The sequence below is a fragment of the Novilysobacter antarcticus genome (assembly GCF_019802285.1).
GTDB lineage: Bacteria > Pseudomonadota > Gammaproteobacteria > Xanthomonadales > Xanthomonadaceae > Novilysobacter > Novilysobacter antarcticus.
This window is the reverse complement of the sequence record NZ_JAIEUJ010000001.1, coordinates 299,849-315,051: the sequence shown is the minus strand read 5'-3', so window position 1 is coordinate 315,051 and position 15,203 is coordinate 299,849. Positions and strand designations below refer to the sequence as shown.

At 64.4% G+C, this 15,203-nt stretch carries 16 protein-coding genes; 2 read left to right on the top strand and 14 right to left on the bottom strand.

The window, feature by feature from the left end; all coding sequences use genetic code 11:
• Positions 1–57: 57 nt before the first annotated feature.
• From pheT to KZ491_RS01505, 8 genes are all read right to left on the bottom strand, one after another.
• Positions 58–2,451, bottom strand: a complete 2,394-nt coding sequence (gene pheT, locus KZ491_RS01540) for a phenylalanine--tRNA ligase subunit beta (RefSeq protein WP_222564113.1) — start codon at positions 2,449–2,451, stop codon at positions 58–60.
• A gap of 16 nt (positions 2,452–2,467) precedes the next feature.
• Positions 2,468–3,478 carry a phenylalanine--tRNA ligase subunit alpha gene (pheS, locus tag KZ491_RS01535; protein WP_222564112.1) on the bottom strand — a complete coding sequence of 337 codons (1,011 nt, stop codon included), beginning with the start codon at positions 3,476–3,478 and terminating at the stop codon, positions 2,468–2,470.
• A gap of 106 nt (positions 3,479–3,584) precedes the next feature.
• The gene (gene rplT, locus KZ491_RS01530) at positions 3,585–3,944 is read right to left on the bottom strand and encodes a 50S ribosomal protein L20 (protein ID WP_043958489.1); all 360 of its coding nucleotides are present in this window, start codon (positions 3,942–3,944) and stop codon (positions 3,585–3,587) included.
• 13 nt (positions 3,945–3,957) lie between these two features.
• Complete coding sequence (gene rpmI, locus KZ491_RS01525; RefSeq protein ID WP_043958488.1) at positions 3,958–4,155, bottom strand: 50S ribosomal protein L35; 198 nt, start codon at positions 4,153–4,155, stop codon at positions 3,958–3,960.
• A gap of 239 nt (positions 4,156–4,394) precedes the next feature.
• Positions 4,395–4,916, bottom strand: coding sequence for a translation initiation factor IF-3 (infC, locus tag KZ491_RS01520; RefSeq protein WP_222564688.1), 522 nt, complete (start codon positions 4,914–4,916; stop codon positions 4,395–4,397).
• A gap of 65 nt (positions 4,917–4,981) precedes the next feature.
• Entirely contained in the window at positions 4,982–6,883 is a 1,902-nt protein-coding gene (gene thrS, locus KZ491_RS01515; protein WP_222564111.1) for a threonine--tRNA ligase, read from the bottom strand.
• A 279-nt stretch (positions 6,884–7,162) separates the two neighbouring features.
• The gene (locus KZ491_RS01510; protein ID WP_222564110.1) at positions 7,163–7,843 is read right to left on the bottom strand and encodes a hypothetical protein; all 681 of its coding nucleotides are present in this window, start codon (positions 7,841–7,843) and stop codon (positions 7,163–7,165) included.
• 54 nt (positions 7,844–7,897) lie between these two features.
• On the bottom strand, positions 7,898–8,227 hold the full coding sequence (locus KZ491_RS01505) for a hypothetical protein (protein WP_222564109.1): 330 nt from the start codon (positions 8,225–8,227) through the stop codon (positions 7,898–7,900).
• A 185-nt stretch (positions 8,228–8,412) separates the two neighbouring features.
• Between KZ491_RS01505 and sctU the strand changes: the two genes are divergently transcribed.
• Complete coding sequence (sctU, locus tag KZ491_RS01500; protein ID WP_222564108.1) at positions 8,413–9,477, top strand: type III secretion system export apparatus subunit SctU; 1,065 nt, start codon at positions 8,413–8,415, stop codon at positions 9,475–9,477.
• 36 nt (positions 9,478–9,513) lie between these two features.
• Here sctU and sctT read toward each other — a convergent pair whose 3' ends face one another.
• The 6 genes from sctT to KZ491_RS01465 all read right to left on the bottom strand — a co-directional run bounded on the left by sctT (position 9,514) and on the right by KZ491_RS01465 (position 14,414).
• Complete coding sequence (gene sctT / locus KZ491_RS01495) at positions 9,514–10,296, bottom strand: type III secretion system export apparatus subunit SctT (protein WP_222564107.1); 783 nt, start codon at positions 10,294–10,296, stop codon at positions 9,514–9,516.
• A gap of 76 nt (positions 10,297–10,372) precedes the next feature.
• Positions 10,373–10,639 carry a type III secretion system export apparatus subunit SctS gene (gene sctS / locus KZ491_RS01490; protein ID WP_222564106.1) on the bottom strand — a complete coding sequence of 89 codons (267 nt, stop codon included), beginning with the start codon at positions 10,637–10,639 and terminating at the stop codon, positions 10,373–10,375.
• Between the two features lie 36 nt (positions 10,640–10,675).
• Entirely contained in the window at positions 10,676–11,563 is an 888-nt protein-coding gene (locus KZ491_RS12825) for an EscR/YscR/HrcR family type III secretion system export apparatus protein (RefSeq protein ID WP_343225507.1), read from the bottom strand.
• A 3-nt stretch (positions 11,564–11,566) separates the two neighbouring features.
• The gene (gene sctQ, locus KZ491_RS01475; protein ID WP_222564105.1) at positions 11,567–12,694 is read right to left on the bottom strand and encodes a type III secretion system cytoplasmic ring protein SctQ; all 1,128 of its coding nucleotides are present in this window, start codon (positions 12,692–12,694) and stop codon (positions 11,567–11,569) included.
• Positions 12,687–13,304 carry a response regulator transcription factor gene (locus tag KZ491_RS01470; protein ID WP_222564104.1) on the bottom strand — a complete coding sequence of 206 codons (618 nt, stop codon included), beginning with the start codon at positions 13,302–13,304 and terminating at the stop codon, positions 12,687–12,689. The genes sctQ and KZ491_RS01470 overlap by 8 nt, the downstream gene beginning before the upstream one ends.
• Before the next feature lie 33 nt (positions 13,305–13,337).
• Positions 13,338–14,414, bottom strand: coding sequence for a sensor histidine kinase (locus KZ491_RS01465; RefSeq protein WP_222564103.1), 1,077 nt, complete (start codon positions 14,412–14,414; stop codon positions 13,338–13,340).
• A 111-nt stretch (positions 14,415–14,525) separates the two neighbouring features.
• On the opposite strand from KZ491_RS01465, the gene KZ491_RS01460 reads away from it, so the two are divergent.
• The gene (locus KZ491_RS01460) at positions 14,526–14,963 is read left to right on the top strand and encodes a flagellar biosynthetic protein FliO (RefSeq protein ID WP_222564102.1); all 438 of its coding nucleotides are present in this window, start codon (positions 14,526–14,528) and stop codon (positions 14,961–14,963) included.
• Positions 14,964–15,203 lie beyond the last annotated feature (240 nt).

The window sequence follows — 15,203 nt, the reverse complement described above, 5'->3', positions numbered from 1 at the left end:
TGTCCGCTCCGTCCCCTGCTTTGTGCCTGGCTCGCGCGCTGAAGGCCGAAAACCGGCTCAGTCCCGAATCTTTGCTGCGTGATCGGAAACCATCGCAGACGTGACGGAAGCCACGACGCGATCCACGTCAGACTCGATGAGGGTGCGGGATTCCTCCTGCAAAATCAAGCCCATAGCAAGACTCTTGCATCCGGATTCCACCCCTTTGCCCTGGTAGCGATCAAACAGAACCAGATCGCGCAGTACCGGGCCGGCAGCGTTGCGGACGCTCCGCGCGACGTCTCCCCAGGGCACGCATTCGGGCAACACGAAGGCCAGGTCCCGCCGCACCCAGGGGTACCGTGACCGGCCACTCGCCTTGGGCACGGGGCGTGCCTGCAACGGCTCCAGATCCAGCTCGAAGGCGATCACGTCGACGTCAATTTCAAGGGTCTGCAGCAGGCGCGGGTGCAGCTGGGCTATCCAACCAAGTGCGGTTGCGTCGCCTGCTTCACTTCGTCGAAGGACACGGGCACAGCGTCCGGGGTGCGCCCAAGGCATGACGACGGGCTCGTACTCCAGGCGTGCGCCGGAAAGCCCGGCGAGGCTCTCCAGGTCGCCTTGCAGGTCGTGGAAGCCAACCTCGCGTGAGGCCTGGCCCCATTGCTCCGCGTCCGCATCGCCGCACGCCACGCCAGCGATGCGCTGGGTATGCCGCGGCGCATCACCATCGACCGCAGTGAAGACATTGCCGGTCTCGAACAGGCGAATCCGGGATTGCTGTCGTGAGGCATTTCGCGCCAGCCCCGACACCAGGCCCGGCAACAGCATCGTGCGCATCACGCCCAGCTCGGCACTGAGGGGATTGGCGATGGCCACCGCATCCTCCGATACCGCCCATGAATTGAGCACGCCAGCATCGACAAAGGCGTAGTTGATCGCTTCGAGATAGTCCCTAGAGGCCATATGGCGGCGGATATCGCCTTTGTCGACGATGGTTTCGGTAGGCGCGGCCAATCGCGAAGCCCCGCTGGGCAGCGTGGTCGGAATATTGTCGTAGCCGTGGATGCGGGCGACCTCCTCGATCAGGTCCTCCTCGATTGCGATGTCGAAGCGGCGGCTGGGAGCGATGACCTTCCACCCTTCCTCCCGCGCTTCCACCTGCAAGCCCAGCGCACCGAGAATACGTTCGACCCGCGCATCCGGCACCTCGATGCCAAGCACCCGCGACAGCCGCGCACGGCGCAACAGGATGGGCTGTGGCTGTGGCAGGTGCTCCTGGAGCGCTGCCTCCACCACCGGCCCCGCGCTACCGCCGGCGACGTCAAGGATCAGCCGTGTGGCGTACTCGATGGCTACGCGCGGAAGTTCGGGGTCCACGCCGCGTTCGAAGCGGTGGCTGGCATCGGTATGCAGGCCGAGCTTCCGGCTGCGGCCGATGATTGCGGCGGGCGCAAAATGGGCAGCCTCGAGGAACACGCTGCGGGTCGCGTCGGTAACGCGCGCATCAAAGCCACCCATGATTCCCGCCAGCGCGATGGGCGTGTCGGCATCGGTAACGAGCAGGAACTGCGGATCCAGTTCGGGCTCGCTGCCGTCCAGCAGTTTGATCCGCTCGCCTGCGCGCGCCCGACGGACGCCCACCGTGCCACCGCTGAGCAGATCACGATCGAAGGCATGCATCGGCTGGCCGAGCTCCAGCATCACGTACTGTGTGACGTCCACCAGCAGCGATACCGGGCGTACGCCGCTGCGGCGCAGCCGCTCGGCCATCCACAGCGGGGTGGTCGCGGTGGCATCGATATCGCGCAGCACGCGGCCGCAGTAGCGCGGCGCGTCGGCGCCAGCATCCAGCTCGATCGAAAGTGCGTCCTCAATTCGTGCTGCGACCGGCTCCACGTTCAACGCCGACACGTCCGCATCGGCCGCCGCCGCCACATCGAAGGCGATGCCGCGAACGCCGTAACAATCGGCGCGGTTGGGGGTGAGCTTGATCTCGATCGCGAAGTCGGGAAGGCCGAGCAGCTCGGCTACCGGCGTGCCCGGTGCCGCAGTGCCAGGCAGTTCAAGCAGGCCGGACGAATCGCTGTCAGTGCCCAGCTCCTTGGCCGAACACAGCATGCCGAACGACTCGACACCGCGCAGCGTGGCCGCTTCGATTTTCATGCCACCGGGCAGGACCGCCCCGACTTTTGCCAACGGAGCCAACAGGCCGGCCCGAGCATTGGGTGCGCCGCAGACGATCTGCACCAGCTCGCCGTTGCCGGCATCAACCTGGCAGACCTGCAGGCGGTCGGCCTCTGGGTGCTTCTCCGCCGATACGATCCTGGCCACGACGACACCGGAAAGGGATTCGCCGATGCGGGTGACCTCTTCCACCTCCAGCCCGATCGCGGTGAGGGTGGCGACAAGCTCGTCGTGGCTTGCAGTGGTGGATACGTGCTGGCGCAGCCAGTTTTCGGAAAACTTCATTCAATCGATCCCTGGCTTACGCGAACTGTTTCAGGAAACGCACGTCATTCTCGAAGAAGCTGCGCAGGTCGTCGACGCCGTAGCGGAGCATCGCAAAACGCTCCACGCCAAGGCCGAACGCAAAGCCGGTGTACTTCTCCGGGTCGACGCCGATGTTGCGCAGCACGTTGGGGTGGACCATGCCGCAGCCCAATACCTCCAGCCAGCGCATGCTGCCATCGGGCTGCTCCCAGGCAATATCGACTTCTGCCGATGGCTCGGTAAACGGAAAGTAGCTGGGACGGAAGCGCATCTGGAAGTCACGCTCGAAAAACGCGCGCACGAACTCCGTGAGGGTTCCCTTGAGGTCGGCGAAGCTGGCGTGCTCGTCCACCAGCAGGCCTTCGACCTGATGGAACATCGGCGTGTGCGTCTGGTCGCTGTCGCTGCGATAGACCTTGCCCGCGGCGATCATTCGCAGCGGCGGAGCATGATCCTTCATGTAGCGGACCTGCACGCCGGAGGTGTGGGTGCGCAACAGGCGCGCCACGCCACTGCCGTCGGGACGCATGTAGAAGGTGTCGTGCATCGCCCGCGCCGGGTGATGCGGCGGGAAATTCAGTGCTTCAAAGTTGTGCCAGTCGTCCTCGATCTCCGGTCCGTCAGCGAGTTCGAAACCCAGGCGCCCGAAGATGTCGGTGATCCGTTCCAGGGTGCGGCTGACCGGATGCAGGCCACCGCGCGACGAATTGATGCCGGGCAGCGTTACATCGATGGCCTCTGACGCCAGTCGGGCGTCCAGCGCTGCGTTCTCCAGCGCGTCACGGCGTGCGACGAGCGCGTCGGTGACAGTGTTGCGGGCTTTGTTGATCGCCTCGCCTGCTGCCTTGCGCTGATCGGCGGGCAGTGTTCCGAGCTGTTTGAGCTGCGTGGTGATGCTGCCGGACTTGCCCAGCAACTCCACTCGCAGCGACTCCACGATGGCGGGGGCATCGGCGGCGGCGATGCGTTCCAGCGCCTGGGCGGTGAGGGTTTCAATTGCGCTCATGCCTGTTCCAAAAAAAAACATGGGGAAGGACTTGCGCCCTTCCCCATGCGTGACTCTCGTTGCTGACCGGCGCCCGCGGACAGTGCCGCGCGCCGATGCGGCACCTTTACGCTGCGAGCGCGCCCTTGGCCTTCTCGGTGAGCGCGGCAAAACCCGCCGCGTCGTGCACGGCGATGTCCGCCAGCACCTTGCGATCGAGGGTGATGCCGGCCTTCATCAGGCCATTCATGAAGCGGCTGTAGCTCATGCCATTCATGCGTGCAGCCGCATTGATGCGGGTGATCCACAGCGAACGGAAGTTGCGCTTCTTCTGCTTGCGGCCGATGTAGGCGTACTGCTGTGCCTTGATGACGGCCTGATGGGCTACGCGATAAACCTTGCGGCGGGCATGGTAATAGCCCTTGGCGAGGTCCAACACCTTCTTGTGGCGACGGCGCGCCTGTACACCACGTTTGACTCGTGCCATTTCTCAGTCCTCCTCAGGCGTACGGCAGCATGCGATTGATACGGCCAGCGTCTTCCGGGCGGGCGTAATTCGTCTGCCTCAGGTTGCGCTTCCGCTTGGTCGCCTTCTTGGTGAGGATGTGGCTACGATTGGCGTGGCCGCACTTGAACTTGCCGGACGCGGTCTTGCGAAAACGCTTGGCCGCCCCACGGTGGGTTTTGATCTTGGGCATTGCGAAGGTCCTTTCGGGTATATGTCACTGACATGGGCGGTGGCATGGCCACACTTTCCGTCCTGCCCGTATCGGTCGATAAGTCATTGATCCGAAAAGGATCAGCAACAGGTCCTGAAACTGCAAACAACAACCCCGGCGAACCGGGCCGCCCATTATGCCGGCAGCGCATGGTGCGCGCAACACAAATGGGCGAATGGTGTCCTGCGGGTGTGCGGCTGCCAAGCGGCAGCGCGCGGTTACTTCTTCTTCGGCGCGATCATCATCACCATCTGACGGCCTTCCAGACGGGGACGTGATTCCACGACGATGTCCTCACCCAGATCCAGTTCAATCCGGTCCGCCATCTGGCGACCGAGATCCTGGTGGCGCATCTCGCGGCCACGGAAACGGATGTTGACCTTGATCTTGTCGCCATCTTCCAGGAAGCGACGCATGTTGCGGAGCTTGATCTGGTAGTCACCTTCATCGGTGACCGGGCGGAACTTGATTTCCTTTATCTCGACCTGCTTTTGCTTCTTCTTGGCCAGATTGGCCTTCTTTTGCAGATCGAAGATGAACTTGCCGAAATCCATGATGCGGCACACAGGCGGATCGCCGTGCGGCTGGATCTCCACCAGGTCGAGCCCTTCTTCTTGTGCCAGCGCAAGCGCTTCGTCGCGTGAAAGCACGCCGACCTGTTCGCCATCGCTGCCGATCACGCGCACTTTCAGCGCGCGGATCTCCTGATTCTTGCGGTTCCGCTTGTCGGGGGTACTGATGTTGCAATCTCCGGTATGGGTCGTTCAGCCGCACGTGCGGCCGAAACAGTATGGACTACGCCGCCTCAGCGAGCGTCTTCGTTACGTAAACGCGCGGCGAACTCGGCAACGGACATCGAGCCGAGATCTTCCCCCCCACGCGTGCGCACCGCGACCAGGCCGTTTTCCTTTTCGCGGTCTCCGACCACAAGCAGGTAAGGCACGCGCTGGAGCGTGTGCTCGCGAATCTTACGGCCGATTTTCTCGTTGCGCAAATCCTTTTCCACCCGGAACCCTTGATCCGCAAGGGATTGGGCGACCTCGGCCGCGTAGCTGGCCTGGGCATCGGTAATGTTTCCTACGACCGCCTGCACGGGCGCCAGCCAAGCCGGGAATTGACCGGCGTGGTGCTCGATGAGAATGCCGATGAAACGCTCCATCGAGCCGACGATTGCGCGGTGCAGCATCACGGGATGCTTCCGCTGGCTGGCCTCGTCGATGTATTCCGCGCCAAGGCGGCCGGGCATCATGAAGTCGACCTGCATGGTCCCCAGTTGCCACGTGCGACCGATCGCGTCGCTCAGGTGGTACTCGACCTTCGGGCCGTAGAAGGCGCCCTCGCCGGGCAGTTCCTCCCACTCAACGCCGGTGGCTCGCAACGCCAGGCGCAATGCCTCCTCGGCCTTGTCCCAGGTCTCGTTGTCACCCATACGTGGCTCGGGGCGCAGGGCCAGCTTGACCTGCACGTCGGTGAAGCCAAAGTCCTCGTAGACCTTCATCGCCTGCTGGTGGAACGCGGTGACCTCGGACTCGATCTGGGACTCCGTGCAGAACACGTGGCCATCGTCCTGGGTGAAGCCCCGGACGCGGAGAATCCCGTGCAGCGCGCCCGAGGGCTCGTTGCGGTGGCAGGCGCCGAACTCGCCATAGCGGATCGGCAGGTCACGGTAGCTGTGCAGGCCATGGTTGAAGACCTGGACGTGGCCGGGGCAGTTCATCGGCTTGAGCGCGTAGGTGCGCTTCTCCGACTCGGTGAAGAACATGTTCTCCTGGTAGTTGTCCCAGTGGCCGGACTGCTTCCACAGCGACACGTCGAGGATCTGCGGGCAGCGCACCTCGTCGTAGCCGCTGTTGCGATACACGCCGCGCATGTACTGCTCCACGACCTGCCAGATCGCCCAACCCTTGGGGTGCCAGAACACCAGGCCCGGCGCCTCTTCCTGCATGTGGAACAGGTCCTGCTGGCGACCGATCTTGCGGTGGTCGCGCTTCTCGGCCTCCTCCAGCTGCAGCAGGTGCGCCTTCAGGTCCTTGTCGTTGAGCCAGGCAGTGCCATAGATGCGGGTAAGCATCTGGTTGTTGTGATCGCCTCGCCAGTAGGCGCCGGCAACCTTCATCAGCTTGAAGCTGCGAAGCTTCTCGGTGCTGGGCACGTGCGGGCCGCGGCACAGGTCGGTGAACTCGCCCTGGGTATAAAGCGAGAGGTCCTCACCGTCCGGGATCGACGCGATGATCTCGGCCTTGAAGTGCTCGCCGATGCCGTTGAAGTAATGGATCGCGTCGTGACGCGTCTTTACTTCGCGGCTCACCGGCAGCGCTTCCTTGACGATCTTGTGCATCTCCGCTTCGATCGAGGGCAGGTCTTCAGGCGTGAAGGGCCGCTCGTAGGCGAAGTCGTAGTAGAAGCCGTTCTCGATCACCGGCCCGATCGTGACCTGCGTGCCAGGGAACAGCCGCTGCACTGCCTGGGCGAGCAGGTGCGCCGTGGAATGGCGGATCACCTCCAGCGCGTCGGGGTGCTTGTCGGTGACGATTTCCAGCGCGGCGTCTTCGGTGAGGCAGTAACTGGTATCGACCAGATCGCCATCCACCTTGCCGGCCAGCGCGGCCTTGGCCAGGCCCGGGCCGATGGACGCGGCGACGTCGGCAATGCTCAGGGGTGCGTCGAATTCACGGCGACTGCCGTCGGGAAGGGTAATTGCGATCATGGCGGTGTCTACAGGTGTCTGGCTGGAGGTCGAGAAACATTCGACCTGAAAAGAAAAAAAGCGCCCCCAAGGCGCCTGCATCGAAATGGAAGCCCGGGGCGGTTCTAGCGTTGGATGCGCGTAGTGCTCATGTCACACACTCGACCGGCACGTTGGTGCGGGCCACCTTTGCAGGACGGGGCGGGGAAGTCGCACCGCATGACCATCTAATATTGTGGACGCGGCGGTGCAAGTCAACGCCCAGCGGCACGCACGACAGGCCAGCGCGCCGCCCTGCGACTAGAGATCGTGCACGACCCACTGCCCTCCCCGTGAGTCGGGAGCGGCTCCCAGAGCGGCGCGCGCCACGTCTTCGGGCGATTGCCCCGCCTGCCAGGCGACGGCCATGGCGGCGAGACGCTCCCGGGTGGTTCGCGTGTAGGCCCCTTCCAGTTCATTCTGGGCGTCGACAGCGAGTTTTTGCGGATACAGCCGGCGCGCGTCTTCGCTGTGGTTGAGCAGTGCCACCAGGCGGGCGGTCGCCAATACAAAAGCGTCGCGCCCGAGCAGCTGGCGCTGGGTGCGTTGCAAGTGCCACACCGCCAGATACTCCAATGGGCCCAAAAGCCGTTGCGGGGTGGCGCCAAAGAAGTTGCCGGAAAATGTGCTGGCGGCCACGGGCGTCTTGGTGTCGGGCAAGCCCGTAGCGCCCCAGGAGCTCAACGCCCCGCCCGGCAGGTCCATGCGGCGCAACGCGAGCCCGAAAGTATCGGCAAGCAGGCGCTGCGCGCGCAGATCGTCGCTCTCGGCAATCACGCCCAGGATGCGCAGGAAGACCGGGTAGCGCGCTTCGCCCAGACGCCGCGCCAGACGTTTGAGCACGCTAAGCCGGTACTCGGGATCGGAGTGCGACGCGAGCGCCGCCACCAGGCTGGCGGAAGCCGCGCGCAGTCCGTCGGACGAAGGAATCAGGTCATTCATGGGGCAACCGGTCTCCGCGCAGGATCAAACGCTGCAACGTGCCGATGCTAGCCCTCAGTCGAGTGCGGCGACTACCGCATCAACGCCGGCATCGACCGCTGAGGGCAGGTCGAGGCGTCCCAGCATGCCCTGAAGCGCCAGATCGCTGGGCAACATCCGCTGCCCGCCGGCGACGCCGTCCCATGCTGCAACACTCAGCGCCTGCTCGCCCGCATCGATGAGGGCGCCAGCGGCATGGCTGGGTAAGCCGGCGGCTTCGTCAATCGCAGGACTGGCAGTCGGCAGTTGCGCGCCATGGCGTGCAGGATCATCCAGCGCAAGACGGTCGGCGAGCGATTGCAGGCCGGCGCGATCAAGTTGTGGACTGTTGCCGATGCTGTTCATGCGCTTGCGATGGCCTCGATAGCACCCGGGGTCGGAGGGATGGCTGAAATGTACCTCGTGCATCCAACCCTGGCATCTGGGGTAAGTACCAGGGTGCTGCCGGCGCGTTCAGGTGTATCCGGAGGCTGTCGGAACCGGCATGGGCCCATGCTAGCCTTTGATCCTCCCGGATTCGAGCCCCGCCCGTGTCGGAGAAAGACAAAGGCGCTGACAAGACCGAGCCTCCTACCCGAAAACGCATCCTCGATGCGCGCAAGGAAGGCAATGTCTCCAAAAGCCGCGACCTCACCGGCACCGTGCTGGTGATGGGCTGGCTGGTGACTGCATGGATGCTGGTCGGCTCCATGCACTCACGGATCAACAATCTGTTTGAACAGAGCCTGGCGACGCTGGGGCAACCTTTCGAGACGAGCCTCCCGCTGCTGGCGCAGACCGCGATCGAGACCTTCCTGTGGCTGATGCTGCCGCTGCTGGCGATGTCGCTGATGCTGGGTCTGTTGATCGAGTTCCTGCAGGTCGGCCCCCTGCTGAGCTGGGAGAAGGTCAAGCCGAAAATGGACAAACTCAATCCGGTTGAAGGCATCAAGAAGATGTTTTCAATGGACAACCTGGTGGATCTGGTCAAGTCCATCGTCAAGTCCGCCGCATTGATCGGGATCGGCTGGATCGTCGTGCGCGGCATGCTTCCCGACCTGCTGCAGTTGCCAACCTCCCCGCCCCAGGCGATCGGCGCGACACTGTGGCAAGGTCTGTCGCGGATCGTGATCTGGACGATCTGCGTGTTCTTCTTCATCTCCGCGCTGGACACGTCGTACCAGAAGTACTCCTACCTGAAAAACCTGCGCATGAGCCGGCGCGACATCCGCCAGGAGCTCAAGGACAGTGAGGGTGACCCGCATGTCAAACAGCGGCGTCGCCAGTTGCATCAGGAGTGGTCGCAGCAGAACATGATGCATGCCGTCCGCGGAGCCAACGTCGTCGTGACCAACCCCACCCACATCGCCATTGCGCTGCGCTACCAGGACGGCGAAACCGACCTGCCCATCGTCGTCGCCAAGGGCGAAGGACACACTGCCGAGATGATCCGCCAGGCAGCCGAGGAAGCAGGCGTGCCGATCCTGCAGAACATTCCGCTGGCGCGCGGACTGCACGAGAAGGTGGCGCTCGACGACCACATCAGCAACGAGTTCTTCGAGGCCGTCGCCGAGGTCCTGCACTGGGCCGAGGGCGTGCGCGACGCGCGCGATTGAGCCGCGTGCCGGCGGCGCAGCGTTGCCGACGGACGGTCAGGAAAACGCCCGGTTGAGAACCTCCAGCAGGCCGCGGTTCTCACCCAGCTTCTTCAGCACCATCTCCACATAGACCCCCATCAGCAGCAGGATCATGCCGGTCGCCACCCAGGCCTTGATCGGCAGCGTGAGCGCGAACACATTCAGCTGCGGCGCGTAGCGGTTTACCAGCCCGAACGAAAGATCCACCAGCAGTAGCAGGATCAACGCCGGGGAGGCCATCACCAGCAGTGCGGTCATCAGGTAGCTGAACTGGCCGATGAACAATTCCCTGCCCTCGGCCTGTATCTGCGGGAAGTAGGACATCACCGGCCACAACGCGTAGCTGGAAAGGAGCAGGTCGAGGAAGATCAGGAACGCGCCGCTGGCCATGAACAGCCACGCTGCCAACTGCGACAGGAACTGCCCGTGCGGGGCTGCCTGATGGCCCTGAATGGGATCGAAGATCGACGCCATCGCCATGCCGACCTGGCTGTCCATCAAGTTGCCGGCCGCGCCGATGGCCCAGAAGACCATGCCGAAACAGAACCCGATTGCCATGCCGAGGAAGATCTCCTTGAGCACGATCACCGGCCACATGGGTGCGCCCATCGCATCAATCGGCGCGCCGGCCATCGCGACAGGAAGGGCGACCACCGCAAGACTGACCAGGAAGCTGTTGCGGACCATCGCCGGCATGTTCTGCGAGGTGAGCAACGGCAGCATCACGAACGCGCCGATCACCCGCGGCAGCGTCAGGGCCAAGGCCAGCAGCGCATTGCCAACACCGTCGAATGGCATCAGTCGGGCTTCGTCAGTTGCGTCGACACAAGATTGCCGCGCATCCCGGCGCGTGCGCGCACCGCGATCCACCTGATCATCGTCTGACCAGCCCAGGGAACTCGATGAACAGGCGTTCCGCGAACGTGAACAGCGTCCCACCCAGCAGCGAAGCTGTGATGAACAACGTCAGCACCACCACCAGCAACTTCACCGCGTAGGCGAAGGTCTGCTCCTGCAATTGGGTGGCCGCCTGCAGGAACGCGATCACGAGGCCGAAGATCGCCGCTGCGGCAATCGGTGGCCCGGACAGGATCAGCACCAGCCACAACGCCTGCTTGGTGAGCTCCAGGACCTCGTTCATGGCCGGACTCCGGGAGTGGGCCTGGCCTGACTCAGCCTAGATCGCATACGTCAGCACCAGGCCGTGCACGAGCTTCGCCCAACCGTCGATCAGCACGAACAGCAGCAGCTTGAACGGCAGCGAAACGATCGTCGGCGACATCATCATCATGCCCAGCGCCAGCAGGATATTGGCCACCACCAGGTCGATGACCAGGAAGGGCAGGAAAATCAGGAATCCGATCTGGAACGCGGCAGTGAGTTCGCTGACGGTAAACGCCGGCACGATCACGATGAAATCTGTCGCGGTGATGTCCGCACGCCGGACCTGAGGCAGCAGCCGCTGCGCGCTGCGCAGGAAAAACGCGCGTTCGTTGTCGCTGGAATGCTTGATCAGGAACCCGCGCAGCGGCTCCTTGCCCACCTCGACCAGTTTCAGCAGGCGGGCCGTATCCATGCGCTCGCCCGGCGCCAGCGGCGGCAGCGCAGCGACGCCCTCTGCCTCCGCTTCCGCCTCATCAGCCTCGGCACTATTGTCGCCCTCCGTTTGTGCGGCGAGCTGCGACCCGGGCTTGCCCAGCATCTGCGCCGTGCTGTCCACCGCAACCTCGACCCCGGGAATCAGCGCCAACGGCGCCGCGGCCGGTGGTTCAGCAGCACCGGACTGCGTCGGAGGCTGGCTCGCGGCCGTGGATTGAGCCTGACCGGTGATCGCCGCATGGGTGTCAAGCAGGACGGGATACATCACGTAGATCGACAGCACGATCGCAAGTCCGTTGATGACCACGTTGGGCGGGACCTGCTGCAGCCCCAGCGCGTTGCGCAACAGGCTGAGCACCACCACGATCTTGGTGAACGAGGTCACCATCACCGCCACGAACGGCGCCAGCGCAAGGCTGACGACGGTGACAAGGATCAGCGCCGGAGAAAAGGAACTGAAGTCCACGCGTCAGCTCCACGCCAGCAGACGGACACCCAGCGTGTCGCCGACGGCCACGACTTCGCCGCGACCGACCTGGCGGCCGTTGGCGCGGATTGCCACGTTGGCACCTTCCAGGCGGCTCGCCAGCGGGAAGACGTATCCGGGCTGCAGGGCCGACAACTCGGCGATGCTCAACTCGACCTCGCCCAGCTCGAAGCGCAACTGCACCGGCAGTTGCTCAATGCCCTCGCCCCCGGCCGGGGCATCCACCTGAGGCTGTGCGCCTGGTTGATCGTTGCTTGTCATGGAACTCTCCTGAGGGGGTGACAATGATTCTGATGTGCCGTCCACGCGCCAGCCTTGGCCGTCGGGTGCCAACGGCCAACGTCGCCCGCAAGCGACCGCATCCACCGGCGGAGGCGCGCTCGCGCGGCCAGCAACAATGACGCTGCCGAGCGTGAGGCCCCGCCATTCGACAAGAGGGATATCCGGCCCGGCCAAGCCGATCGCCACCTTGGCGGGCAAGTCCGGCCACGCACCCAAGGGCACCGGCGGGTCCTCCCCGTAGGGGTCGCCGGCGCGCGCCAACAGGGGCGCGAGGCTGTGGACCGGCAGGCGCAGCAGCCCGCTCAGGCCCGGCGGCTTCGGTTCGTCGGCGATCTCCGGCTCCTCGACCACGAAGTTGAGCCAGACGTGCTGCGAATCTGTATCGGTGGCGACCGTAGCGGAGCCTGCACCGGCGGCTGGCAGCACCGGTACGAGCGCCATACCCAGCGCCTCGCTGAGACGCGCCAACCGGGATTCCTGGGCAAGGCTCCACGCGAGCACGCGCGAGCGCCCCTGGTAATCGGTCCAGTGCAGCTCAGAACGCGCCGTCGCCGGGTCCTCGTCCAGGCGCAGTGCCATGCCGGTGCCATCCGCATCGACGGCGAACGTGGCGGCACCCTCATCCGGCATGCCTGGGGAGAACACCAGACGGCCTCCATCGGGCAGATGCCAGCGCCGCGGGTACTCGAACAACGCCTGCAACGGAAGCAGGTGTGACGCCGCAATCGACGGAATAAGACCGCGCAGCGAGGCCACACTTGCTGGGCCTGCGGCGTCGCCCGCCCGGGCCCGGTTCGCCTCGTTCGTTGCAGTGCCAGCATCAGCCATGTCCGAGTGCCACCTTCATCAAATCGGGGACCGACCGTACCCCAAGCTTCGCCATCATGTTCGCCCTGTGCAGTTCAACAGTCTTGATGCTGATGCCGAGGATGTCGGCGATGATCTTGTTGGGCTTGCTGGCGACGACCAGGTCCAGCACCTGCTTCTCGCGCGGGGTCAGCTTGGCCAGCGCGACGGCAGCGCCCACCGGCTTCGCCAGCGCGGTGCGGATGGCCTCGATCAGGGCATCGTCGGAGAACGGTTTCTCCAGGAAGTGCGCCGCGCCGTTGCGCATCGCCTCCACCGCGAGCGGAACGTCGCCGTGGGCAGTGACGAACACCAACGGCAATGTGACGTCGCGACGGCGCAGCTCGGCCTGCAACTGCAATCCGCTCATTTGCGGCATGCGGATGTCCGATACCAGGCATTCGGCTTGCGCAGGAGATGTCGATGGCGCAGTCGCCTTCGCGTCGAGCACCTCGGCCAGGAACTGCGGCCCGGAGGCATATTCGCGCACCTCGAAACCGGCAGTCTGCAGGAGCCATGCGGTCGATTCGCGGAACGCGTCGTTGTCATCGACCAGGTGAACAAGCGTTTCAGTTGCAGCGACATCAGCCATGCCATCCTCCGGCGTGGAAAACCCTGTGGCGGGTCATTGCCGACCCTGCGCCGTAGGCAGGGTAAAGCCGAACACGCTGCCGCCGTCGGGATGGGGTTCAAAGAACAGGCGTCCCTCGTGGTACTCGATGATCGACCGGCAGATCGCCAGACCGATGCCCAGGCCATCGGCCTTGGTGGTGAAAAACGGCGAGAACAACTGGTCCTGCTCGTCCTCGGCCAGACCGACACCACGGTCGATGACACGCACCTCGAGGTCACCGTCCAGGTTGACCCGACCTTCGACGCGCAGGGCACGACGCTCGGCGGGGACTTCGCGCATGGCTTCGATCGCATTCTTGACCAGATTCAACAGCACCTGCTCGACCATCACGTGATCGGCCCATGCGGACGGGAGCACCGGGGGCAGGATCACGTCGATGCGCAACTGCTGGCGTTCGGCTTCCAGTCGAAGCAACTCGAGCACCGTCTCGACCATCGAGGCCAGCGCCTGGGGCGAGCGCCGTGGCTCGCGGGCGCGGACAAACTCGCGCACCCGGGCGATCACCGCGCTGGCATGTTCGGCCTGGGTGCGCGCCGCCTGCAGGGCGCGCTCCACCTGCACCGGACCGCCTGCCTGTGCGACCAGACGGAGGCTGCCGTTGAGGTAGTTCACGATCGCCGCGAGCGGCTGGTTGAGCTCGTGGGCCAGGGTCGCCGCCATTTCACCGACCGACATCATGCGCGAGGTGAACAGCAACTTTTCCTGCTGGCTTTTGTGCGAGTCGAGCACTTCCAGACGCTCACTGATATCGACCGCGGTCAGCAGTGCCAACGGGCCGGCTGCGGTGGAGATGCTGCTCCAGTGCAGGCCGTACCAACGGCCGTTGTGCTCCAGCCGCACCTCGTCGCCGGCGCCGGGGAAGTGGGCGAGCAGCCGGTCGCGCGCGACGTGGCCGGGCAGCGGACCGAACTCCGCCATGTAGCGCTGATTGGCTCCCACCAGTCCCTCATTGCCCGGATCAAAGGCGGCGCAGGCGAACGGCAGTCCGTCCAAAACGGCCAGCAGATCCGGGCACGAATCAGGCGAAGCCGTTTTTGGCGCACCCGAAGCGTTCACTTCACTTTTCATCGCGCACCACTCCAGCCCAGATCCGTCCAGTAACGAGACAGCCGGACAAGACGCGCCTTGCTGCTAACGTACCCGCGCCCTTCCCGCCCGAGTCCCGCTCCAATGGCTGACATGATCCATTTCCTGCGCAACCAGATCGCGCCCACCTTCACCGCGGCATGGCTCGCGATGAGCTGGTTTCCGGCCGGGGCGGCAACCCAGACCGCCACCTCGGTCGATTCCAACCCCGCCGCCGCGACAGGTACGCCCGCGGTTGCGTCCGGCTCATTCATCTGGGACCTGATTGCGGTCGTCGTACCTTTGCTTCTCGTCATCGCTGGCCTGTTTGCCGTCCTTTTCTTTGCCCGCCGCCGCTACAAGTTGACCGGGCGCGACGCAGCGCTTTCCATCGTTCAGGTGCTCCCGGTTGGGCCCCGGGAACGGGTGGTCGTGGTCAGGACCCGAGCCGACCGGGTGTTCGCGATCGGCGTCGGAGCCCAATCCCTGAATCTCATCGCAGAACTTGACGCCGCTGACGTCGCGGTGGATGCCGGAAAACCGGAAATCTGACCCCTTGCGCCCAGCGACTCCCGCCTTACCGTCAGCACTCGGGCGTTAGCTTTTGGTGAAGGCAGGCAACGGTTTGCGGACTATCTGAACGCCGTTGTTGAAAAGTCTCAGATAGTGAAAAAAATCTCGTCTTCCGCTGGCATTGCCGATCGCATTCGGCTAGGTTCGATTGACCTTGATTGTCACATAGTGACGCTCAGGGCAGGAAGCTACGCACGATAAAGCCGTCGCTGTGCACCA